General features: G+C 59.6%; 15 protein-coding genes and 1 riboswitch. Of the genes, 12 read left to right on the top strand and 3 right to left on the bottom strand.

What is annotated here, in order from left to right:
- Positions 1-129 precede the first annotated feature (129 nt).
- The 3 genes from Q0K62_RS06470 (at position 130) to ilvC (ending at position 4436) form a co-directional block, all read left to right on the top strand.
- Entirely contained in the window at positions 130-1227 is a 1098-nt protein-coding gene (locus tag Q0K62_RS06470; RefSeq protein WP_297317160.1) for an FAD:protein FMN transferase, read from the top strand.
- 564 nt (positions 1228-1791) lie between these two features.
- Entirely contained in the window at positions 1792-3066 is a 1275-nt protein-coding gene (locus tag Q0K62_RS06475; RefSeq protein WP_297317173.1) for an MFS transporter, read from the top strand.
- Between the two features lie 320 nt (positions 3067-3386).
- Positions 3387-4436: a ketol-acid reductoisomerase gene (gene ilvC / locus Q0K62_RS06480; protein WP_297317161.1), complete on the top strand. Its 1050-nt coding sequence runs from the start codon at positions 3387-3389 to the stop codon at positions 4434-4436.
- 143 nt (positions 4437-4579) lie between these two features.
- On the opposite strand, the gene Q0K62_RS06485 is transcribed toward ilvC, so the two are convergent.
- Positions 4580-6052 (bottom strand): amino acid permease, encoded by a 1473-nt coding sequence (locus tag Q0K62_RS06485; RefSeq protein ID WP_297317162.1) that lies wholly within the window; start codon positions 6050-6052, stop codon positions 4580-4582.
- A gap of 528 nt (positions 6053-6580) precedes the next feature.
- Between Q0K62_RS06485 and Q0K62_RS06490 the strand changes: the two genes are divergently transcribed.
- From Q0K62_RS06490 to Q0K62_RS06520, 7 genes are all read left to right on the top strand, one after another.
- The gene (locus tag Q0K62_RS06490) at positions 6581-7906 is read left to right on the top strand and encodes an extracellular solute-binding protein (protein WP_297317163.1); all 1326 of its coding nucleotides are present in this window, start codon (positions 6581-6583) and stop codon (positions 7904-7906) included.
- Between the two features lie 225 nt (positions 7907-8131).
- Positions 8132-8998, top strand: coding sequence for a sugar ABC transporter permease (locus Q0K62_RS06495; protein ID WP_297317174.1), 867 nt, complete (start codon positions 8132-8134; stop codon positions 8996-8998).
- On the top strand, positions 8995-9930 hold the full coding sequence (locus Q0K62_RS06500) for a carbohydrate ABC transporter permease (RefSeq protein WP_297317164.1): 936 nt from the start codon (positions 8995-8997) through the stop codon (positions 9928-9930). The genes Q0K62_RS06495 and Q0K62_RS06500 overlap by 4 nt, the downstream gene beginning before the upstream one ends.
- Before the next feature lie 82 nt (positions 9931-10012).
- Positions 10013-12178 (top strand): 1,3-beta-galactosyl-N-acetylhexosamine phosphorylase, encoded by a 2166-nt coding sequence (gene gnpA / locus Q0K62_RS06505; protein ID WP_297317165.1) that lies wholly within the window; start codon positions 10013-10015, stop codon positions 12176-12178.
- A 95-nt stretch (positions 12179-12273) separates the two neighbouring features.
- Complete coding sequence (locus Q0K62_RS06510) at positions 12274-13356, top strand: aminoglycoside phosphotransferase family protein (RefSeq protein ID WP_297317166.1); 1083 nt, start codon at positions 12274-12276, stop codon at positions 13354-13356.
- Positions 13356-14861, top strand: a complete 1506-nt coding sequence (locus tag Q0K62_RS06515; protein ID WP_297317167.1) for a UDP-glucose--hexose-1-phosphate uridylyltransferase — start codon at positions 13356-13358, stop codon at positions 14859-14861. The genes Q0K62_RS06510 and Q0K62_RS06515 overlap by 1 nt, the downstream gene beginning before the upstream one ends.
- Positions 14862-15084: 223 nt before the next feature.
- On the top strand, positions 15085-18459 hold the full coding sequence (locus tag Q0K62_RS06520; protein ID WP_297317168.1) for an endo-alpha-N-acetylgalactosaminidase family protein: 3375 nt from the start codon (positions 15085-15087) through the stop codon (positions 18457-18459).
- Here the strand turns inward: Q0K62_RS06520 and Q0K62_RS06525 are convergent.
- Positions 18454-19992: an amino acid permease gene (locus tag Q0K62_RS06525; RefSeq protein ID WP_297317169.1), complete on the bottom strand. Its 1539-nt coding sequence runs from the start codon at positions 19990-19992 to the stop codon at positions 18454-18456. The genes Q0K62_RS06520 and Q0K62_RS06525 overlap by 6 nt on opposite strands.
- Before the next feature lie 71 nt (positions 19993-20063).
- Positions 20064-20242: riboswitch (Lysine riboswitch) on the bottom strand.
- Between the two features lie 234 nt (positions 20243-20476).
- Between Q0K62_RS06525 and Q0K62_RS06530 the strand changes: the two genes are divergently transcribed.
- Positions 20477-21439, top strand: coding sequence for a 3-hydroxyacyl-CoA dehydrogenase family protein (locus Q0K62_RS06530; protein WP_297317170.1), 963 nt, complete (start codon positions 20477-20479; stop codon positions 21437-21439).
- Between the two features lie 81 nt (positions 21440-21520).
- On the opposite strand, the gene Q0K62_RS06535 is transcribed toward Q0K62_RS06530, so the two are convergent.
- Positions 21521-23011: an amino acid permease gene (locus Q0K62_RS06535; RefSeq protein ID WP_297317171.1), complete on the bottom strand. Its 1491-nt coding sequence runs from the start codon at positions 23009-23011 to the stop codon at positions 21521-21523.
- Positions 23012-23350: 339 nt separating this feature from the next.
- On the opposite strand from Q0K62_RS06535, the gene Q0K62_RS06540 reads away from it, so the two are divergent.
- On the top strand, positions 23351-24825 hold a 1475-nt coding region (locus Q0K62_RS06540; protein ID WP_297317172.1), incomplete at its 3' end, for an amino acid permease.

Genomic DNA, 24825 nt, shown 5'->3' on the forward strand with positions numbered 1-24825 from the left:
CCCCCCCCCCCGTTTATTGAGTGCATACAATTTGATGGTATGAAGGCAGGATACGACACATTCCTCGGCTCTGCAGGCCGAGGGAAGCGTGCTGGGACGTGGCTGAGATCAGGATGCAACCCTGTTTCCATGCCCCACCTGACCGCCTTCCCGGAGGCGTTGGGGACCGGCATCATCATCAACACCGCCAAGCCTGTCGGATCAGGGCTCAGAGCCAGGATGGGCCACCTGATCGAGGCCTATGAATCGACCCTGTCCAGGTTCCGGGATGATTCGATTCCGGCAGCCATGGCCGAGTCTGATCGGGGCGGAAGCTTCGATTTCCCCGAATACTGCCAGGGTCTGTTCGACCTGTATGACTGCTTGTATGTCGCCACCGGGGGCGCCTTGGATCCTGCTGTGGGCGCCGACCTGGTCCGTCTGGGCTATGGCAGGGATATGACCTTCCGCATGAGTGCCGATGCAGTCGACCATCTCGGCAGGATCCGGGGCAGGGCCACCTGGGGCGATGAGGTTGAACGTGTGGGTACGACCCTGAGGACCACGGGGTCGGTCCAGCTGGACTTCGGGGCCCTGGGCAAAGGGTATCTGGTCGACCTCTTGGCCGGTATTCTGGAGCATGCCCAAGGCTCCTACCGGGTCGGGGACTATCTGATTGACGCCGGCGGCGACATGAGGATCCATGCTCCCAAGGCCGTTTCCATCGCCATGGAGGACCCGGATGATCTGACCAAGGCGGTTGGGTTGGTTTCCATGGTATCGGGGTCCCTCTGTGCCTCGGCCCCCAGCAGACGGCGGTGGACCGCTCCTCGCAAGGACGGGGCGGCGGGCGGTTTGATGGTCCTTCACCACATTGTCAACGCCATTGATGGCTGGCCGGTCCGTCGGGTCGAGGCCACCTGGGTGGTGGTTGGCCGGGACGGGAACGATGGCGAACAGGGCGCGGGGGCATCGATATGTAATCAGGGGCAATGCTCGCCGGAGCGCTCGGGACGGGATTGGACCCCGGATCGTGTTCCGAGGAAGGGCCAGAATCCGGGCAAGGGCAAGGATGGTCGTTTGGCGGATTTGTACCCGACCGCCCTGGCAGACGGCTTATCGACGGCCCTCTTCCTGGTTGATGCCAATGACCTGGCCGAGCACTTTTCCTTCGCCTGTGCGACGATTGACGACAATCGTCGGGCCGTGGTCTCCAGGGGATTTCCGGGAACTATCTTCACGGGCTGAGATCGTGGACCGTGCTTTAGAACCGGTTCCCTGTCTTGATCGGCAAGGCATGATCCGCGGCAAGACTGATTCTCGGACATCGGAAACTTGGCCCGGCTTGAATTGTCGGCCCATCAATGGACCAGTTCGTCCATATATTGGACGCATAGTCCGGTCGGGTGATTACTCGGGCCTAAGGTCAAAACCAATCCGGATGCAGGACGCATTCGAAGGGAAGACTGCGAGAGGAGGTTCGCCGCGATGACAAGGAAATTGAGCACAGGTCGATTCGGTACTGTGTCCGCACGAATTATTAGCCCGTCTTCGTTGGCGGACTGATTCGGCAATCCTCATATTGTTCGACCCCGCCAGAAGGCAGGGTTGAACGAGCATCGCTTCATTTCACCAGACCCTGCCAACGGCGGGGTCTTCCGTAATGGTTCGGTTCCGTGGCTTCAGGCCAGGAGCCGACCGGGAGAAGGAGATGAAGTGATGACGGCAAGTGATACCGACGCCGGCTCTTTGGCCGGTGACGAAACCAAACAAGCCGGTCGGCCGCGCCAGGTCACCCGTAGCTCGGTCCGCATGGTCATAGGGGCATCCATGGTGGGTACCGCCATTGAGTTCTACGACTTCTATGCCTACGGGACCGCCTCGGCCAACTACTTCCCCAAGCTCTTCTTCCCCAAGACGGACCCGACCGTGGCCCTCCTGGCCTCACTGCTCACCTTCGCCATCGCATTCATCGCCAGACCCCTGGGGTCCCTGATCTTCGGCCATTTCGGCGACAGGCGGGGCCGCAAGACCACCCTGGTGGTCTCCCTCCTGACCATGGGCTGTTCAACCGTCCTGATTGGTGTCCTGCCCACCTACGCCACCTGGGGCCTCTGGGCCGTCGTGGTCCTCTGCCTTTGCCGGTTCGTCCAGGGTATCGGCCTGGGCGGTGAATGGTCGGGTGCGGCCCTGGTGGCCACCGAGAACGCCCCCGAGGGCAAGCGCGCCCTCTACGGGTCCTTCCCGGAGCTGGGTGCCCCGATCGGCTTCTTCCTGGCCAACGGGACCTACTTCCTCCTGGAGATGTTCTGCACGCCCGAGCAGATGCTGACCTGGGGATGGCGCGTACCCTTCCTTCTCTCCGCAATCCTGGTCCTGGTAGGCCTGGCCGTCCGCGTCTCCATGCAGGAGACCCCGATCTTCCAGATGGCCCTGGACCAGAAGAAGGTCGTCAAGACCCCCCTGGTCGAGGTGTTCCGCAAGAGCTGGCGCCAAGTGCTCCAGGCCACCTTCCTGGTCGCCGTCACCTACACCCTCTTCTACACCCTGGCCACCTGGTCCCTGGCCTACGGCACCAAGCCCAGGTCTCAGGGCGGTGGCGGCCTGGGCTTCAGCAACCAGGAATACCTCCTCATGCTGATGGTCTCCATCGTCGTCTTCGCCCTCTTCATCGTGCTCTCCTGCGTCTACGCCGACCGGATCGGCAGGCGTCGGGTCCTGGTGGGCAGCTCGGTCATGCTGGTGGTCTTCAGCCTGGCCTTCCCCTACCTGCTCATGGATCACCACAACACCTTCCAGGTCATGGTCTTCCTCTGCGTCGGCTTCGCCCTCATGGGCATGGCTTTCGGCCCGATCGGCGCCTTCCTCCCCGAACTTTTCGACGCCAACGTCAGGTACTCGGGCTCCGGCATCGGCTACAACCTGGCGGCCATAGTCGGTGCGGCCTTCGTGCCCACCGTCGCCACCTGGCTTTCTTCCCACTGGGGTGTGCGCTCGGTCGGCTTGTACCTGGCCGTCATGGCGGTCTGCTGTCTGGTGGCGGTCCTGACCTGCCACGAGACCAGGGATGTGGACTTCACCAAGTGACCGCAGCCCAAGACCTGTCACGGTAGTGATTTCGGATGTACCCGGCTGAGGATGGAGGTGGTTCCCGGCCTGTATGCAGGGTTGGCAACCTGTCGGTGTCCAAACAATGAGTCGCGGAATGCTCGCCTGGCCACGCCACGAGTATGGTTGGAGACAAAGAAGCAGTATCCGTCAATCGACCTGGGCAAAGGACAAAATCCGGAGCCGGAGTTGATGAGCAACGTCCGCTGAACAAGAGCTGATCAAATAGTAAGTAATGCGTCACGATCCCTGGCCGCACTTTATGGACCGGCAGGACCGTTTAAAAAGGAGTAAAGATAATGGCAGCACAGATCTGGTATGAGAAGGATGGGGATCTCTCGGTTCTGCAGGGCAAGAAGGTGGCCATCATCGGCTACGGTTCCCAAGGACATGCTCATGCGCTGAACCTGCGCGATTCCGGTGTTGACGTAGTGGTCGGTCTGCGCGCCGGCTCCAAGTCGGTCGAGTTCGCCAAGGAGCAGGGTCTGGAGGTCAAGACCGTGGCGGAGGCCACCAAGGAAGCCGACATCGTCATGATCCTGGCCCCCGATCAGTACCAGCGCACCATCTGGCGTGATGACATCGAGCCCAACATCAAGGAGGGCGCCGCTGTCGGCTTCGCCCACGGGTTCAACATCCATTACGGATACATCAAGCCCAGCGCCGATCATCCCGTCTTCATGGTCGCCCCCAAGGGCCCGGGCCATATCGTCCGTCGTGAGTATGTGGCCGGCCGCGGTGTGCCGGTGGTCGTTGCCGTCGAACAGGATCCCCGCGGTGACGGCTGGGACATCACCCTGGCCTACGCCAAGGCCCTGGGCGCCCTGCGTGCAGGCGCCATCAAGACCACCTTCAAGGAGGAGACCGAGACCGATCTCTTCGGCGAGCAGGATGTGCTCATGGGCGGCGTCAACCACCTGGTCGAGACCGGCTTCGAGGTGCTGACCGAGGCTGGCTACCAGCCCGAGATCGCCTACTTCGAGGTCTGCCACGAGCTCAAGATGCTGGTCGATCTGATGAACGAGGGCGGTCTGAACAAGGCCCGTTGGTCCTGCTCCGACACCGCCCAGTACGGTGATTTCACCTCCACCGTGGTCGACGAGTCCACCAAGGATCGCATGCGTCACCAGCTCAAGCGCATCCAGGACGGCTCCTTCGCCAAGGAGTTCATCGACGACCAGGATGCCGGCGCCCCCAAGTTCAAGGAGCTGCAGGAGAAGTACTCCCACGAGAAGATCGAGGAGGTCGGCCCCAAGCTGCGTGCCATGTTCTCCTGGAACAAGGACGTCAAGGATGCCGACGAGGCCCAGTCCTTCACCGGGAAGATCGCCCGCTCCCAGGTTCAGTGATTCCCCGCTTTCACGGGGACCGCATCAGGTCTGAGTGAGAGACCGCCCCGCGGATGGGCTTCGGCTCCTTCGCTGGGCGGTTTGTCATATGTGGCCCTGACCCACAGGGAGTCCGGCGGAATAAGGCCCAGGGCGACGTTTCATCAGCGGGCCGAATCCGTTCCGGAGACGTCCATGTCCTTGAGCTTGACGATCTTGGTGTGATTGACGAACTTGTAACCCAGGTAGAGCACCAGGACCAGGACCACGCTGAAGTAGGTCATGGCCATGTGTGACCAGTTCAGGCTTGCCATGGAGGGGATGTCCTGTCCGGCGATGACGATCAGGCAGAGCGCCATGGCCAGGAGGGGGCCCAGGGGGTAGAGCTTGGAGTGGTACTTGAGCTCGCTCACGTCATGTCCCTGGAGTTTGAAGGCCCTGCGGAAGCGGAGGTGGCTCAGGGCTATGCCGATCCAGGCGATGAAGCCGGTCAGGCCCGTCGCCGTCACCAGCCACATGTAGAAGGTCTGGCCGAAGATGCTGGAGGCAAAGGTGGCCAGCGACATGCAGACCGTGGCCACCAGGGCGGCCATGGGGATGCCCCGCTTGGTGGTCCTGGCGAAGACCTTGGGGGCGTAGTGGTCCTTGGCCAGTCCGTAGAGCATGCGGCTGGAGGCGTAGGCGCCCGTGTTGACGGCCGAGAGGATGGAGGTCAGGACCACGGCGTTCATGACACTGGCCGCCGAGGCCAGTCCGGCCCGCTGGAAGACCAGGGTGAAGGGCGACATGGCGATGTTGCCGTCCGAGGCCCCAAGGAGGTTGGGGCTGGTGTAGGGGATCAGGGCCGCGATGACGAAGATGGAGAGGATGTAGAAGAGGAGGATCCTCCAGAAGACCTCATTGATGGCCTTGGGCACGGCCTGGCCGGGGTTCTCCGATTCGCCGGCGGTGACCCCCACCACCTCGGTCCCCTGGAAGGAGTATCCGGCTATCAGGAAGACGCTCATGATGGCCGGGAAGCCGCCCACGAAGGGGGCGTCCTTGTAGGTGAAGTTCCGCAGGCCAACGGCCGGGTGGAACATGATGCCGAAGATCATGGCGAAGCCGATGACCAGGAAGACGATGATGGTGGCCACCTTGATCAGGGAGAGCCAGAACTCCGTCTCCCCGAAGGCCGAAACGGCCAGGGCGTTGATCAGGAAGACGACGACCAGGACCAGGAGGCTCCATATCCAGCCGGGGGTGTCGGGCAGCCAGTACTGGATCAGGAGCGCGGCCGTCGAGATGTCAACGGCCCCGGAAATGGTCCAGTTCAACCAGTAGTCCCAGCCCATGGCGAACCCCAGGGCCGGGTCCACATAGCGGGAGCTGTAGGCGGCGAAGGAGCCGGAGACCGGCATGTGGGTGGCCAACTCGCCCAGGCTGGTCATCAGGAAGTAGACCATGACCCCCATGGCCGCATAGGCCAGGAGACCGCCGCCCGGCCCGGCCGTGGAGATGGTGGAACCCGAGGTCATGAAGAGCCCGGTGCCGATGCAGCCGCCAAGGGCGATCATTGATATATGGCGGGTCTTCAGATTGCGCTTGACTTCGCTCTGGGACTGTCCGGTTTCCCTGCCCTTGTCACCTGAAGACATCTTATCCGCCTTTCGGGTCCACAGACTGTATGTCTGCAGACTGGGTACTGATTTGCTTGTTTGCCCTCCCCGGCGCTTTCGGGGAAGGGGCAGACTGGTCGGATTATTCATCCGACTGATCCCCGATATGAAATACACCGGTGCCTACCCTAAGCCCTTACTTTATTGGCGTCACGGAATCGGCCAGGATGCTGTTGTGGGGGTGTCCGTCCCAATGGTCCACCAGTTTACTAGGTGGTGTGTCCCGGATATTTCGTGGTTTAGACAGTGGGATTACCTGATTCGGGTTTCCACTCCTCGACGCAACGAGCAGAAATCAACTTGCACACGGGGAAGGCACTGGCCCATGGACGGACTTTAATTGTGAGTGGCCATCATCGAATGTAGTTCCACTAGTTCATTTGCATCTCATCATTTTCCGACCTTGCCGGCATAAATTAGTATGCCAACTTTGCAATTGAATCTTGCTATACTGAATCTGCACGTTACAAGTATGACAATGAGGTTATCTGTAGAGGGGTGAGGGTGATGAAATCAGGCAGTAAACGAATGATGGCTGCGGTGGCTGCGGTGGCGGCTATGAGCATGGCTTTGGCGGGGTGCGGTTCCTCGGGCGGGTCCGGTGACGGCAAGAGTGGTGATTCCAAGTCGGGCGGCAAGGTCGAGTTGACATATCTGCACCGTCTTCCCGACAAGCAGGGCATGACCATGGTCAAAGACACTGTTGCCAGGTGGAACAAGGACCATCCGAACATCCAGGTCAAGGCCACCAAGTTCAATGGAAGCCCTGGGGATCTGATTAAGAAGCTCGAGACCGACGTCAAGGCCGGAAATGCTCCCGACTTGGCCCAGGTGGGTTATGCCGAGCTTCCCGAGGTCTATACCAAGGGTATCGTCGAGGATGTTACGTCCGAGGTCGGCAAGTACTCCAAAGACTTCGCTGAAGGTCCCACCAAGCTCATGAGTGTGGATGGGAAGGCCTTCGGTCTGCCCCAGGACACAGGACCCATGGTCTACTATTATAACAAGACCGAGTTCGATAAGCTGGGTATCAAGGTTCCTACTACGGCCGAAGAGTTCGTCGAGTCCGCCAGGAAGGCGGCTGCCCAGGGCAAGTACATCATGACCTACCAGCCCGATGGTGCCGGTATGGCCTTCTCGGCCTTGTCCGGCGCATCCTCTCCCTGGTACAAAATCAAGGACGGCAAGTGGGTCGTCAACGTCGATACGCCCGGCTCCGAGGCTACCGCCGACTTCTACCAGCGCCTTCTCGACGCCAAGGCCATGAACTTGACACCCAGCACCGACCCTTCATACGCCGGTGCCTTCCATGACGGTTCCATCATCGGCAGTATCGATGCCGCCTGGAACGCCCCTATCATGATGGACTGGATCGGTGATGCGGGCAAGGGCCAGTGGAGGGTCGCCCAGATTGGAGACTGGTTCAAGAACGGCAAGAAAACCGGGCCCAACGGAGGTTCGGGCGTGGCCGCCATCAAGGGGACCAAGCACAAGGCCGAAGCCATGGAGTTCCTGGATTGGTTCAACACCCAAGTGCCGGATCTGACATCCCAGGGTTTGATTGTTGCTGCTACCACCGAGAAGGCCAAGACCCCGCAGTCATGGACCGAGTTCTTCGGAGGGCAGGATGTGATGTCCGAGTTTGCCACCGCCAATGACAACATGGGGACCTTCACCTATATGCCCGGATTCTCCGCTGTTTCCAGTGCCGTGGGCGAGGCGGCCGACAAGGCTGGTAAGGGCCAGGGCAAGGTTGCAGATGCCTTCGATGAGGCCCAGAAGACCTCTCTTGCCACTCTGAAAGATTATGGTCTCCCGATCGCCAAGGATTGATCGGTAACCGCTCTTCAGCGGATACGGCAGGCGAACCTCCCCGTCCCCAGTCCGGGGAATCCGAATTGTGTACCCGGGTTCCTCATCTGTGGGGAGGTGCCCGCCTTCTAGGCTCCAAGAGGATTGGTTGGTCACATGAGCCGTCAAGCAACATCCGAGGCAGGACCCCGTAAGAGGCGGGGATCCGAGATAGCCAGACGCAATGAACGGACGGGCTGGGCATTCATGTTGCCCTTCTGCATCCTGTTTGCCGTTGTCTTCATCATTCCCATCGCCTATGCCGTTTATATGAGCTTCTTCCAGCAGGTGGCCTCGGGTGGAGGCGCCTATGGCGGGGGCGAAATGATCAACAGGTTCGTCGGTCTGGAGAATTTCCGCTACGTAGTCACTTCAGGGGCATTCTGGTCTGGAATCGGCAGGGTCCTGCTCTACACGATCATCCAAGTGCCGGTCATGATCATTGCGGCCCTGGCCTTGGCCATGCTTCTGGACTCCTTCATCATCAAGCACGTCACCCCCTATCGGTTGGGTTACTTCCTGCCCTATGCTATTCCTGGCGCGATTGCCGCCATCATCTGGGTCTTCCTGTATAACGATCAGTTCTCGCCCATCGTCAAGGGTCTGGCCGCCATAGGAGTACACGTCAATTTCTTCGCTCCCAATGCGTTGATTGTCTCCATGGCCAACATCACAACCTGGACCTTCACAGGCTACAACATGCTGATTTTCCTGGCGGCCCTCCAGGCCATCCCGCGTGATCTCTATGAGGCTGCCCGGATTGACGGTGCCAATGGCTTCCAGATTGCCATAAGGATCAAGCTCCCCAATGTCAGGGGGGCCGCCCTTCTTGCCATGCTCTTGTCCATCATCGGCAGCATCCAGCTTTTCAATGAGCCCCAGGTCATGCAGACCGTCGACAAGGGCATATCGAACTCCTACACCCCTATGATGATGGCCTTGAATACATCCCGAGGCATCCTCACTCCCAAAGGTGACGGCCCGGCCTCGGCCATCGCCATCGTCATGGCCTTGATCGCAGGGGTTCTTGCCGCCCTCTATGCCTATATTGAGGGGAAGGTGAACGAATCATGACCTCGGCCAATCACGTCCGCGCAGCGAAGCAGCAGCAAAAACCGATAAAGCAGAAGGCCGACGATCTGCCTCGTTCCATGAGGCCCTCCAAGGTGGTCAAGATCACCACAATCGTTGTCCTGGTCTTCGCCCTGATCTACTTCCTCTTCCCTATCTACTGGGCCATCATCGCCTCCACCAAGTCGCCCTCTCAGTTGGTCGGCAGCAATGGTCTCTGGTTTGCGGTCGGTCTGAAGAGGATTCCCGAAGCTGTGGCGACCAACTATTCGATTCTTCTGGGTTGGACCCACTCACAGTTCTGGCACTGGGTTTTCAACTCCCTGATTTATTCATGCATATCCGCTCTGATCGGCACCGTGGTTTCGGTCATGGCCGGGTACGGCACAGCCAAATTCCAGTTCCGTGGCAGGGGTGTCGTCATGGCCATTGTCATGTCGGCTCTCTTGATGCCTTCGGCCTTGATGACCATTCCACAGTACTCGATCTTCAACGCCCTCCATCTGAGCAACACCATGCTGGCGGTGATCATCCCCTGCTCGGTTTCCCCATTCGGATTCTTCCTGGGGAGGGTTTACGCCCAGAGTTCGGTTCCGACTGAGCTCTTGGAGGCCGCCCGGATCGATGGGGCTGGTGAAGCGAGGATCTTCTTCACAATCGTGCTGAGGATTCTGGCGCCTGCCATGGTCACGATTTTCCTTTTCCTCTTTGTGGCCACCTGGAATAACTTCCTCCTGCCCCTGATGATGCTCTCCAGCGAGAATCTCTTCCCTGTCACCCTTGGTCTCTATGGCCTGGTCTCCCTCCCGGTCTTCACCGATAGAGGGGCATTGATGATGGGGTCCCTGCTGGGCGTTCTTCCGGTGATCATCCTCTTCTTCTGCCTGCAGCGGTTCTGGCAGGCAGGGTTGACCGCAGGGTCAGTCAAGGAGTAGGGCCCGGCTCGGGAGGTATCCGGCCCGGGCAGTACGCAGTTTCCAGATAACCCGTTTGAGATATCCGAAGGAGATTTGATCAATGACCACGACCGGTCGCTTTACCCTGCCGAGTGAGGAGAACTTCGCCCGAAAAACCGAAGAACTGGCCGAGCTATGGGGGGCTGATGCAATTCGCAACTCGGACGGTACTCATTTGGACCAGGCGCTGATGCACCTGGGCAGGAAGGTCTACAGTGCCTACTTCCCTGCCAGGGCCCACAACGAGTGGATCAGTCAACATATGAATGAGACCCCTCAGGTCTATCTGATGTCGGAGCGTATTCTGGCCCATGGCGGCCGGGTGGACGTTCCTCTGATGGACCACTACTTCGACCAGCAACTCAGGCCCAATAGGGATGCGGACCCTCACCGGTACTGGGAGATCATCGACCGTACCACCGGTCGTGTTCTGGACCTGGAGGAGTGGAGCCTGGACCCGGACCGGGATCTGGTTCACGTGACCGGGGCGACCCCCATGCACGAGTACACGGCATCCTTCCTGGCCTACATCATCTGGGACCCGGTCGAGATGTATAACCATCTGACCAACGATTGGGGTGACAAGGAACACGAGATTCCTTTCGACATCTACCATCCGGCCACCCGCAAGTTTGTCATGGACGCCTATCGCCAGTGGCTGGGGCAGAACCCGGCAACCGACGTGGTCCGGTTCACCACCTTTTTCTACCAGTTCACGCTGATCTTCGACCAACATCATCGTGAGAAACTGGTGGACTGGTTTGGGTATGCCTGTACGGTATCCCCCGAGGCCCTGGATGACTTCGAGACCCGCTATGGCTATCGTCTACGTCCTGAGGACTTCATCAACAAAGGTAGCTATAACTCCTCTTTCTGTATTCCCAGCAAGGCACAGCGGGACTGGATTGACTTCCTTTCGGGTGTCGTTCGGAAGAATGTGAAGACCATGGTCGATATGACCCATCAGGCCGGCAAGGAAGCCATGATGTTCCTGGGTGATCAATGGATAGGGACTGAACCCTACATGCCCGGATTCGAAAACCTTGGCTTGGATGCCGTGGTCGGATCTGTGGGTGACGGCACCACCTTGCGCATGATTTCCGACATTCCCGGCGTCCGTTACACCGAGGGTCGTTTTCTGCCCTATTTCTTCCCTGACACGTTCTATGAGGGCAACGATCCCAGTGTCGAAGGGCTCAGCAACTGGCGTAAGGCCCGCAGAGCCATCTTGCGCAGTCCCATATCGCGCATGGGCTATGGCGGCTACCTGTCCCTGGCTGCCAAGTTCCCCAGGTTCATCCAGACCGTGACCCACATCGCCGACGAGTTCCGCGACCTGCATGACAGAACTAACGGGAAGGCGGCTCAGGGGCAGCTCAACGTGGCTGTGCTGAATGCCTGGGGTGCCATGCGCTCCTGGATGGCCTATACGGTGGCCCACGCCTTGCCTAACAAGCAGACCTACTCTTACTACGGAGTCTTGGAGGCCCTGTCCGGTATGAGGGTGAACGTCCGTTTCATCAGTTTCGATGACGTCCTGGCTCAAGGCGTGGATCAGGACTTGGATGTAATCATCACTGGTGGCCCGGCTGATACGGCCTTTAGTGGCGGTACAGTCTGGAAGAACCCGGCCTTGGTGGAGACTCTACGAACCTGGGTCGATGGGGGAGGGGCTCTGGTCGGCCTCGGTCAGCCCGCCGCTCTGGATATGGAGGGGCGTTTCTTCCAGCTGGCCGATGTACTCGGCATCGACCAGGAACGCTTCCACACCCTTTCGGTCGACAAGTACTTCCCGACCATCACGGCCAGGCATTTCATTACCGAAGACCTGCCTGAGGGTGGCGGTGTGGACTTTGGAGAGCAGATTGCCAATACATACCCCCTCAATGAGGAGGTCACGCTTCTCAAGGCCGACCAGGGTCAGGTACAGCTGGCCGTCAACCAGTACGGAAAGGGGCGTGGGATATATCTGTCAGGTCTTCCTTACTCAGCGGCCAATGCCAGGCTTCTGGAGCGGATACTCTTCTACGCCAGTAGGCATGAGGACCGGTATGCGGACTGGAGCTGTACCAATCCTCACTGCGAGGTGGCCCACTTCCCGGAGGCCGGCAACTACTGCGTCATCAACAATACCGATTTGGTCCAGAAGACCAGCGTCCGCCAGGCTGACGGGCAGGTCAGGGACTTCGTACTGGAACCTGGTGCCATGGTCTGGCAGCAGGTATAAGTGCAAGTCCGGCCGGGGCCGGCTCAATGGTTTCTTCCTGCCGGCATGGCTACAGGTAGAGCTAGGGCCGGTGGACATGGAGAAAAGAGATCGTCATGACGATTCAAGCTCAGGAGCTGGCTGGTATAGCCGCCCTCTACTGCCTTGAGGGACAGGTGGTGAGCATCGCGCCGTACGGCAACGGGCACATCAACCAGACCTATCTCATACGCACGGACAAGCGTCGTTACATCCTGCAGCGGATGAACACCTCGGTCTTCCCCGACACAGCCTCTCTGATGCGCAACATCGAGTTAGTCACCGAATTCCTGCGCTCGCAGAACCAGGAGACCTTGGATATCATACGCAACAAGGACGGTGAAACCTACTGCCAGCTCGAGAATGGAGCCTGGCGGATCTATGCTTTCATCGAGAACACGGTTTCCTACGACCTGGTTCCAAACGGGGAAGTCTTCAAGGAGGCCGGCCAGGCATTCGGGCGATTCCAGAACTCGCTGGCTCTCTTCGACGCCTCTCAGCTGACCGAGACCATCGCCCACTTCCATGACACCCCAAAGCGGTTCGAGACTTTTAAACAGGCGGTTCTGGAGGACACCGAGGATAGGGTCTCTACCTGCCGGTCCGAGATTGACTGGTACATGAGCCGGGCCGACCAGTACCCGGTCATCATGGAGGGATTGGCTGATGGGTCCGTCCCACTCCGGGTCACCCATAATGACACCAAGCTCAACAACATACTGATGGATGCCGCCACCGGGAAGGCCAGGGCCATCATCGACCTGGACACCATAATGCCCGGATCCATGCTTTTTGACTTCGGAGACTCCATTCGCTTCGGTGCCTCCACAGCCCTGGAGGACGAACAGGACCTGGACAAGGTCCATTTCAACCCTGACCTCTACCATGCCTATACCCAAGGATTCCTAGGTGCAGTGGCCAGCAAGGCTGTCGGCCGCGAGCTGGCCCTCTTTCCGGCCTCCTGCCGGATCATGACCATGGAGTGTGGGATGCGCTTCCTGACCGACTACCTTCAGGGCGACATCTACTTCTCAACCGCCTATTCGGAGCACAACCTGGTGCGAACTCACACGCAGATGCGCCTGGTTGAAGAGATGGAGGCCGCAGACGCTCGTATGCAGGAGATAACCGCCCAAGTGGCCGAGGAGGTGGGGGTTTGATGGGCGCGGGCGAAAGGTCCGGGGACGAATTCAACGAGTTCTGCCGGAGTTCCGATGCCCTGATCCGGTACGCGTGTGCTTACTTGGACCTGGACCAGGCCGATACTGACTGGGCCCGCAATCAGATCCTGGCCCTTTTCTCATTGGATTCATACGGTTCCGGGGATGGTACGGCTACTACAGCCTCATCTGAGGGCGATGTGGATGCCCTCTTGGATTCCTTCCTTCGCGCCTCGGCCGGCGCTGGCCTTATGACTCAGGATGATGCCACCTCCATAGGGGATGCGGTCATGGGGATTCTCTCCTCCAGGCCCTCCCATCTTCAACGGCGCTTCGTTCAGATGGAAGAGGACCAGGGCGGGATGGCAGCCATGCACTGGTTCTATGACTACTGTGTCAGGAACACCTACATCAAGAAGGACCAACTGGACCGGAACCCCCGTTTTCCCTCTCGGGGCGTGGAGATCACCATCAACCTGGTCAAGCCTGAATTCAAGAACATGAAGAAAGCCGCGGCAGGCAACAGCACCGCAGGTGGATACCCCAAGTGCACCATCTGTCACGAAAACGAGGGGTTCGCCGGACGTGACAAACGCACCCTGCGGACCATTCCCATGATTCTGGGCGGGCACAAATGGTTCTGGCAGTTCTCGCCTTACGGTTACTTCCATGAGCACGGTATCTGTGTCAATGCCGAGCACACCCCCATGCATGTGGACCGGGAGACCTTCGGCAACCTGCTGGATTTCGTAGACCGCTTCCCTGGTTATTTCCTTGGCTGCAACGCCGCCCTGCCGCGCATAGGCGGCTCCGTTCTGGTCCATGACCACTACCAAGGTGGCGGAGAGCACCTCCCCATGCACCGGGCGGGGACCTGGCGGACACTCCATCTGGATGGACATCCCGATACCCCGGTTGAAATCCTGGATTGGCCGGGAACTGTTATCAGGGTGGTATCATCCTCCCGTCAGGAAATCACCGAGGTCAGTGAAGCAATCAGACAGGCTTGGGCGGGATATGACAATCCCGATCTGAATATTGTCAGCCAAGGGCCGGAGGGACCACAGTCGGCCCTCTCGCCCAGCCTGATCAGGACCGACCGAGGCTATGAAATGAGCCTGATACTTCGCAACAACGGAACCAGTCCGGAACTGCCGGACGGGATTTTCCACGTGCATCCGGAATTCTATCCGGTTAAGCAGGAGCCCATCGGCCTGATTGAGGCCCAGGGGCTTTTCGTCCTGCCCGGTCGACTGGTCAGTGAGCTCTCCTGTCTGGAGGAGGCCCTGGTGGCGGGTGCCGGATTACCTCAACGGATTGCTGATTTTAGCCTGGAATATGACGAAATCATCCGGGCATTGCGGGGCTCACGTGAGCCGGGCAAGGTCCACACGGCCGTGCTTGACGAGATAGGTAGCGTATGTTCTCGGATTCTCGGCAACACAGCAGTGTTCAAGCGACCTGAGCAGACCGAGGAATTCTTGAGGGGGTTGGGTTGCCGATAGCCAGCAGAGGGAGAACACAGCTTTTGAGCCGGTAAGGCGTCGGAAACAGTTCTCGAAACGAAAGGTTGCAGTACTGGATATGGATATGGATTAGACGGATTCGGCTTGATTGGGTGTGGCTCGGAACCCATGCCGAGTTCATGAAGCCCGGGAGCGAATCGTAGCCGTAACACGACCGTCATGAAGGCACCACTCATGACCACGATGACGAGGTGGATGACTAATGGACAAAACAAGCTTGAGGGGAAACCACTCGAGTGGGGAATCGGGTGTCCCTGGTTCCTGGGAAACCCTCCGTACCCAGATGATGGAGGTCCGTGTCAGGCCTCATTTCCCATCGGTGATTGATTACCGTTTAATCACCCCCGAGGCCAAGGGGACCATGCTTGGGCAGGTACGGGACCTGAACCTGGTTGCCATCAATGGGGATGAGCTTGAGCTGGGTTCTGACCAGGTTGAACTGAACCGGGAGAATCAGGCCAGTCTCGTCTACCGTCTCCATGCAGTGTCTGTCGATCGGGGGATTGACGCTGTAATAGCCGTCCGTCTATCGGCCAAGGATACCTCTCTCCGTTTCGAGGTAATCTCCATCGATAACCAGGCCGGATCCAATCATCCGGTTCAGACGGTGGCCTTCCCCGGGCAGTGTCTGATTTCAGTGGCCAGCACACAGGCGGATGCAGAGTTCACCGGCGCTCGCATGTCTGTAGACGTCTCCATTAGCGGTGATGTGCACCGGGCCGTCACCGAGCAGATGGTGGAGGATCCCATCGGGCAGGACTACATGTATGGGTTCCTTTCCGCAGACGGTCTCAGTGCCGGTCTCTGGAGCAACTCCGAGCACGAGGGGACAACGGCCAGCAAGACCGGGACGGGTGGAGCTCAAAACACCAGGGTCATGACCATCCGCGACCAGATGGACGGGACTACCGTCCTTGGTCTGACCAGCGCGCCTTGGATATACACCCGGGTTGTCCGGGATTCCAGAGGCCGTTCCTATACGGTCGGACAGACCGAGATGCCTGCCATGGCAGTGGCCCTGGCGGGTGATCTGAATGGGGACGGGCGAGTCAACTGGCAGGATGGAGCCATCGCTTTCAGATGCATCATGAACAACCCATATGGTTCTGATGACATTCCTGATCAGGTGGCTCGGCGTATTGCCATGAATTTCGGTTCCCAGGCCCAGAACCCCTTTATGACTACCCTGGATAACGTCAAGAGGGTTGCTCTGGCCACTGACGGTTTGGGGCAGTCTGTCCTTCTCAAGGGATACGGAAACGAGGGCCATGATTCCGGGCATCCGGACTATGCCGACATTGGTCGTCGAATTGGTGGGGCTGGAGACCTGAATGCGCTGATGGACAAAGGAAGGGTTTACGGGGCTCGGTTCGGGGTCCACGTCAATGTGGACGAGATGTTCCCTGAGGCTCGGGCCTTCGCAGAGGATATGGTCCGCAGGGATGACAAGGGTGACCTCTGCTATGGCTGGAATTGGCTGGACCAGACAGTGGGCATTGATGGCATCTACGATTTGGTCTCGGGTGCCAGGAAGGACCGTTTTGACGCGCTCGGCCGCAAGGTCGGCGGCAGGATGGATTTCGTCTACGTGGATGTTTGGGGTGATGGGACTTCGGGGGCTGAGGACTCTTGGGAGACCCGCAGGCTCTCGAAAATCTTGACTGACAACGGCTGGGGGATCGGCACCGAATACGCCTCGGCCAACGAATATGACGCCACCTTCCAACACTGGGCCTTGGACCTGGCCTACGGATCTTCCGATCGTAAAGGTCAGAACTCTCAGGTCATGCGCTTTCTCCGCAACCATCAGAAGGACAGCTGGATGGGTGACCACCCGGTTTTCGGCGGCGCGGCCAACGCCCCTCTCCTGGGTGGTTATAGCATGAAGGATTTCGAGGGGTGGCAGGGACGTAACGATTTTGACGCCTACTTGGACAATCTGTACACTTATGACCTCTCGACCAAGTTCATCCAGCACTTCCGTGTCGATGCCTGGTATAACGACCCCATAAATGTTGATTCTGTCCAGGATTCTGCCATGAACCAGGGGAAGGAACAGGTCGAGCTTGTCAATGACCAAGGTGACAAGCTGGTCATCACCAGGAATTCCAATGATCCGGCATCGCCCGCCTACCGCGAGCGCACGATGAAGTTGAATGGCCGGGTGATCCTCATTGGAGACCTGGAGGCCGATGACTCCAAGTCTGATAATACCGGGCACGGGGTTGAAACCGGCACGGGAGCCTACCTCTTGCCTTGGATCTGGGATGCTAGGACCGGGGACTTGCTTGATCTTGATAAGCAGCGGCTCTATCACTGGAATACTGCCGGTGGTTCCACAACGTGGAAACTCCCCGAAACGTGGCTTGATTGTTCATCCGTCATCGTCTACCAACTGACCGATCAGGGGAGGATCGCCCCCCATGAGATTCCGGTGGTTCAGGGAACCCTGACCCTGAATGCCAAATCCAGAACCCCATATCTGGTATGTCGCAAGGCGGGTCAGGGAGTCCAAGTGGACTGGGCCGGGGACCACCTGATGGATGCCGGCTTTAATGGTGGCGAGGAGCTTTTCAGGTCCACCTGGACCGTGAAGGGGGCTGGCCATGCTTCGATTTCCCGGGGCCAGTGCGCCAACCCCATGCTCAGATTAGAGGGTTCGGTCAGCACTGAGCAGATTTTAATCGACCTGCTGCCGGGCAGGCGGTATGCCCTGTACCTGGGGCTTGATAACCGTCGTGGCAGGGTCTCTCTGAGTGTGGAAGCTGATCATGGTGGAGTCTTGGCGCGGAACGTCATCGGTCCCAGTATTGCCAAGAACTATATCAAGGCTTACGCCCATAACACTGATGCCTCGACGGTTGACGGCAGCAGCTACTTTCAGAATGCCTACCTCTTCTTCATGGCTCCCCGGGGTGGCCAGACCCGTCTGGTCTTGGCCCATGACGGTGATGGCGCCGCCTACTTCGATGACATTCGTTTGGTTGAAAGCGGTTACACCGGTATCAGACTGGACCAAGATGGTTATCTGGAGGAGCTTGCCTGCGACTTTGAGGATAATATCCAGGGAATTTGGCCCCTGGTGGTGGCCGGAGCCGAGGGAGTGGAAGACAATCGGATTCATCTGTCCCAGCTGCATGCCCCCTTCACCCAGGCCGGTTGGGAGGTCAAGAAGATGGATGATGTCCTCCAAGGTGATTGGTCGCTGAAGATCAGTGGACTGACTGGGAAGAGAGCCCTTCTCTGCCAGACCATCCCTCAGAACGTCCCCTTCAAGGCTGGCCGATCCTATAGGATTTCCTTCGACTATCAGTGCGGCGCGGACGGCATCTACGCCCTGGCTGTCGGGCAGGGTGAAGTGACCAAGGATGATATGAGCCTACAGCCGCTGCGCAAGGCATTGGGAACTACCGCTAGGTGTGAATTCGATCTGACAGGGGGTCCGGATGAGGATACCTGGTTCGGCATCTATTCCACCGACAAGGAGCCGGACATCAAAGGTATCGGCGACGCCGAGGCCAATATGGCCGGATACCGGGATATCATCCTCGATAATATACGAATTGCTCGGCTATAGTGAGTAATCAGCCGAGGACGGGGAAAGGTCCATCCTGTCCAGGGGCACGATTTTGGTGTGGTGCCTGATCTTGTAGCCCAGGTAGAGGATCAGGACCAGGGGGATGCTGATGTAGGTGACCCCAATCTCCTGCCAGTTCCAGCTGACGAAGGCCTCGATGTTCTGGCCGCCGATGACCACCAGGCAGAGGACCAGGGCCAGGATGGGGCCCAGGGGGAAGAGCTTGGCGTGGTACTTGAGTTCGCTGACCTTGTGCCCCTGGACCACCCAGGCCCGGCGGAATCGGAAGTGGCTCAGGGCTATGCCTATCCAGGCGATGAAGCCGGTCAGCCCGGAGGCGGCCACCAGCCACATGTAGATCCGCTGCCCGAAGATGCTGGAGGCGAAGGTGGCCAGGGAGACCACGGTTGTGGCGGCCAGGGCCATCAGGGGGATCCCATGGCGTGTGGTCCGGCCGAAGATGCGTGGGGCGTAGTGTTCATGTGCCAGGGCATAAAGCATGCGGGTGGCGGCATAGGCTCCTGAATTGGCCGCGGACAGCACCGAGGTCAGGACGATGGCGTTCATGATGCTGGCGGCCGCGGCCAGTCCAGCCCGCTGGAAGACCAGGGTGAAGGGCGACATGGCGATGTTGCCGTCGGCCGCACCGAGGAGGTTGGGGCTGGTGTAGGGGATCAGGGCCGCGATGACGAAGATGGAGAGGATATAGAAGAGGAGGATCCTCCAGAACACGTCTCGGATGGCCTTGGGCACGGCATGGCCGGGGTCCTCGGATTCACCCGCCGTGACCCCGATCAGCTCGGTGCCCTGGAAGGAGAAACCGGCGACCAGGAAGACGCTGAGGATGGCCGGGAAGCCGCCGACGAAGGGGGCGTCCTTGTAGGTGAAGTTCTTCAGTCCAGCCGCCGGATGGTACATAATACCCAGAATCATGGCAAAGCCGATGACCAGGAAGACGATGACGGTGAGGACCTTGATCAGGGAGAGCCAGAATTCGGTCTCGCCGAACGCCGAGACGGTCAGGGCATTGATCAGGAAGATGACAATCAGGACCAGAAGGCTCCAGACCCATCCCGGGGTGTTCGGCAGCCAGTACTGGATCAGCAGGGCCGCGGTCGATATGTCGACGGCCACGGTGATGGCCCAGTTCAGCCAGTAGTTCCATCCCATGGCGAACCCCAGGGCCGGGTCCACGTACTTGGCATCATAGGTGGCGAAGGAGCCGGAGACCGGCATGTGGGTGGCCAGCTCGCCCAGGCTGGTCATCAGGAAGTAGACCATCAGGCCCATGGCCGCGTAGGCCACCAGTCCACCGCCCGGTCCCGCCTTGGAGATGGTGGAACCCGAGGTCATGAAGAGTCCGGTGCCGATGCATCCGCCCAAGGCGATCATGGAGACGTGCCGGGTCTTCAGGTTGCGCCGGACCTGGTCGCCCGTGCCCTGTCCGGGCTCTCGCTGTGAAGACGGATTTCCGTGCCCGTCCCGACTGGTCGCCATAGCTATCTTCTCCTCGACACGTTCTGAGGCTGCCATGGCGGCGGTATCACGCGCGGTTTTGCAACCGCGTACCGGTGCAGACTGCCAGGGGGCAGTCAGCCTGCGACAAGGTCCATAGCGCTCCGCGGCATCGAGCCGCGACAGTCCCGGACTTCTTCAGCCCGGACCCAACGAGCCGGCAGTGCAGAACCGGACCGTTTCGGCCGAACTTCCTTTCGCCGGGGATGGCCGACACCACACTGTCTGACCCCGGGTACTGATAGGTTCGGCAACCTCTTCAGTGACTTGCAATCACAGGCTAGCCTAGAGTATTTCTCCGACAAGGGTCGCCCATATTCCGTATTCAGGCCCAACGCTCAAAGGCGATTGTGCGGAGTGGAACCACCTTGTGGATGGCCGTGCGGCAGCCAGCCTGCCTCTGGGTGGGTTCTTTCCGTCATGCCGCCTCCCCGGCCCAAGGAACCCCGGGTCTTAGCATGAATGTGTATCTGCATAGTCCAATATCAAGGGGTGATGGTCGATGAAGGTCGAGGACATCAGGGTAATCGGCAACATAGGTGCGGGGACCATGGGGCATGCCACGGCGCTCCAGTTCGCCATGAAGGGGTATCCGGTCAGGATGGTCGACACCAGCCAGGAGTCTTTGGACCGGGGTCAGGCCCTCATCGAGCATGATCTTGGCACCTTTATCGATGCCGGTCTGGTACCGGCTGATGAGCGTGAGGCCATCCTGGCCCGCATCCATGCCGGCACAGAATACGGGGCTTTGGCTGATACCGACTTCGTCATCGAATCGGTCCTGGAGGATATGGATGTCAAACACCAGGTCTGGCGGCAGGTGGAGGCAATCGTCTCGGATCAGACCATCCTGGCCACCAATACCTCCGGTCTGAGCCCCTCCGGCATCGCCACGGTCCTCAACCATCCCGCCAGGTTCCTGGTGGCCCACTTCTGGAACCCGGCCCAACTCATGCCCCTGGTCGAGGTGGTCCCCGCCGAAGACACCGATATGGACATGGTGGATGCGACGGTCGAGCTCATGAACAGGATCGGCAAACATGCTGTGGCCCTATCCGCGGAGTCCCTTGGGTTTGTGGGTAATCGTATCCAGTCAGCGGTCATCCGCGAATGTCTGAACATCGTCAACCGCGGCATTGCCAGTCCCCAGGCCGTGGATGATATCGTCAAATACAGCCTGGGCCGTCGATGGAGCATCCTCGGCCCCATTGCCAGTGCCGACCTGGGTGGGCTTGATGTCTTCGACAACATCTCCAAGTACCTGTATGACGATTTGGATAACCAGCCCGGCGAGGATCGGACACTCAAGGCCAAGGTGGATGCCGGACAGCTCGGGGCCAAGACCGGTCAGGGGTTCTATTCCTGGGCGGGGGCGAAGAGCCGGGGCATGATTCGGGATCGCGATAGGCTGCTCCTCCAGGCTCTGGTGAGTGATGGAGAGAACCAAAGCGCCGGTCAGCATTGATTTCTGCTGAATGGAAGGCGGCTGGTCGCGCAGGGTGAATCCACTGGTGACCGGCCGGTTCTGACTCTGCTCTGTTTCCCCTTATTCGTGTCTATGTTGATGGGTCAGCCGGTAGGCCACCAGCAGGACCGCCAGCCAGATGGGCCCGGCGATGACCGCCACCCGGTAGCTGGGGGAGAAGCACATGAGCACCACCACGAAGGCCATGAAGGCCAGGACCAGCCAGGGGGTCACCCGGGCCCAGGGGAGCTTGAAGTGGAGGGCGTCCAGGGCTTCCTTCCCGGTCTTGCCGGCCAACCCGCCCGGGCCCCTGCCCTCGGCGACGGCCTTGCGGAAGTGCATCTCGGTCAGCATGATGATGGCCCAGTTGAGCATGGCCGCTATGGTGGCCACGCTCATCAGATAATTGAAGGCGAACTGGGGCCAGAGGAAGACCACCACGACGGCCAGGGCTATGACGCAGGCCGAGGTGAGGACACCGGCATAGGGCACCCCGCCCTTGGAGAGCCTGCCCAGGTAGCGGGGGGCGTTGCCCTGCTTGGCCAGGGAGTAGAGCATGCGGGAGTTGGAGTAGAGGGCGGAGTTGTAGACACTCATCACGGCCGTCAGGCAGACGAAGTTGAGAATCCCGGCCGCGGCATGGATGCCCACCGAGTCGAAGATCTGCACGAAGGGGCTGACCACCATGCCCTGGGCGTTGGGCTTGCCGATGGCATTCCAGGGAACGACGGCCATGATGACGCCGAGGGTCAGCACATAGAAGACCAGGATCCTCCAAACGACCGCATTGGTGGCCTTGGGGATGGTCCTGCGGGGGTCGGCCGTCTCGCCGGCGGTGATGCCGAGCAGCTCGGTGCCCCCGAAGCTGAACATGACCACGGCCAGGGCCATGAGCAGGCCGGTCCACTGTCCATCGGCCCCGCGTCGCATCAGTCCGTTGGGAAGGAATCCGCCGCCGACGGTGAACCAGTTCGAGAAGGAGGCCTTGAGCCCGTTTGCGGTGGGCAGGGCCAGGATGATGACCGCCAGACCTCCGATGATCATGGCGATGATGGCCACGATCTTGATGATGGCGAACCAGAATTCGAACTCGCCGAACTTGCTGACCCCCATCAGGTTGGCGGCAGTGATGATCACCAGGAAGAAGGCCGCCGACACCCAGGCCGGAATGGACGGGAACCAGAAGTTGACGAAGGTGCCCACCACCGAAAGCTCCACCATGGAGACCAGGACGTAGTTGAGCCAGTAGTTCCACCCGGACACGAACCCGGCCCGCTTGGACCAGTAGCGGGTGGCGTAGTAGCTGAAAGCACCCGCCTTGGGGTCCTCCACGCTCATCTCGCTCAAGGCTCGCACGATCATGAAGATGGCCCATCCGCCGATTAGGTAGGCGATGATGATGGCTGGACCGGCCAGGGTTATGGACTCTCCCGACCCATAGAAGAGTCCGGTGCCGATGGCCCCACCCAGTGATATGAGTTGGATATGCCGGTTTTTCAGGGTCCTGCGCAGGGCTCCATCTTCCGAGGACGCCTCTGCGCCCGCCTGGTCGACGGATGGGGTCTGAGTCATGTTGGTCGCCATTCCTTAGCTGTCAAGGCTGGTAATAGCTGTCAGCGTACCGGCCTGTGCTGACGCACCCAAGCATAGGTGTCAGCGCTCGCATCCGTCCGGCAGGGTGTTTGCATAGTGAAAAGGAATGGTCCCGAAGGCTGGGCCTTGTCGTTCACTTGTAAGCAACCGGCACGGATTAGCATGGACGTTTGTTCGCATGGATGCGGACCGGGCGGGTGGTTCGGTCCGGTCCCCGACATGCGGTCGTCGGCCCGTAACACTTGCGGGACCGGTATCGGCCTGTTCGCCGGGGTTCGGCAATGCAGGCAACGAGGAAAGGTAGGGGAGGCAGAACCGATGAGCCAAACCGGAGCAACACAGGCGACCGGGACCGGGCAGGGTACTGACGGATCCCAGGGTGCAGCCAATCAGATGGAGCGTGGTCTGAGCAACCGCCACGTTCAGTTCATCGCCATTGGCGGCACGATCGGCACCGGACTGTTCCTTGGCTCGGGCAAGTCGATCGCCCTGACCGGTCCCTCGATCATCCTGGTCTACATAGGTGTCGGTCTGGTCATGTATCTGCTTATGCGGGCCATCGGCGAACTCATGTACCGCAGCCCCAACCAGCACACCTTCATCACCTTCATCACCCGGTACCTGGGCAAGGGATGGGGGTCTTTCGCAGGATGGTCCTACTGGATCGTGCTGATCCTGATAGGCATGTCGGAACTGACGGCCGTGGGCACCTATTTCGTGACCTTCTTCAGCACTTTCGGCATCAACCTTGTAGCCTGGCGCGGTCTGATCGAGGTCTTCTTCCTGGCGGCCATGGTTTCAATCAACCTGGTCGCGGTCAAGGTCTTCGGCGAGACCGAATTCTGGTTCTCCATGATCAAGATCACCCTGATCCTGGCCATGATCGTCACCGCCGTGGTCATGGTAATCGTCGGCTTCCGCTACCCCGCCGTGCAGATGCCGGGCCAGGACCAGGTGAGCCCTGCCGGCCATGCCGGACTGGACAACATTTTCAATGGGCTCTCCCTGGCCCCCAACGGCTGGATGTCCTTCTTCATGAGCTTCCAGATGGTCTTCTTCGCCTATGAGATGATCGAATTCGTCGGGGTGACGGTCTCCGAGACCAGGAACCCCCGGAAGGTCCTCCCCAAGGCCATCAACCAGATCATCATCCGGGTCCTGATCTTCTACGTGGGTGCCCTCATAGCCATCATGCTGATCGTGCCCTGGCGGTCCTTCAAGCCCAATGCCGACGGCAGCTTCGCCTCCCCCTTCGTCATGGTGTTCAGATATGCGGGTGTGAACTGGGCCGCGGCGCTGGTCTTCTTCGTCGTCATCACGGCCGCCTGCTCCTCCCTGAATTCGCTGCTCTACTCGGCAGGGCGTAACCTCTACCAGCTGGCTGCAGGTGGCAGGTCACCCGTTTTGCGCAGTCTCTATACGATCTCCCGCCGGGGCAAGGTCCCCGCCAGGGCCATCATCCTCTCCGGGGTCCTGATCCTTCTCTCGCCCATCCTGCATGCCCTGCCTGGCTTCGAGAACACCTTCGTCCTCTTCACCTCGGCCTCCAGCGCAGTCATCATCTTCATCTACATCCTGACCATCCTGGCCCACCGCCGGTACCGTTCCAGCAAGGACTTCATGCCAGACGGATTCATCATGCCCGCCTACAAGGTGACCGGCACCATCGCCATCATCTTCTTCCTGGTGGTCTACCTTTCCCTCTTCTTCGCCGCCGATACCCGCGTTCCCGGCATCTTCGGCCTCTGTTGGCTGGTCGCCTTCGGCGGCATCTGCCTCTGGAGGCATCGCGA

This window comes from uncultured Bifidobacterium sp. (genome assembly GCF_945269915.1).
Lineage (GTDB): Bacteria > Actinomycetota > Actinomycetes > Actinomycetales > Bifidobacteriaceae > Bombiscardovia > Bombiscardovia indica.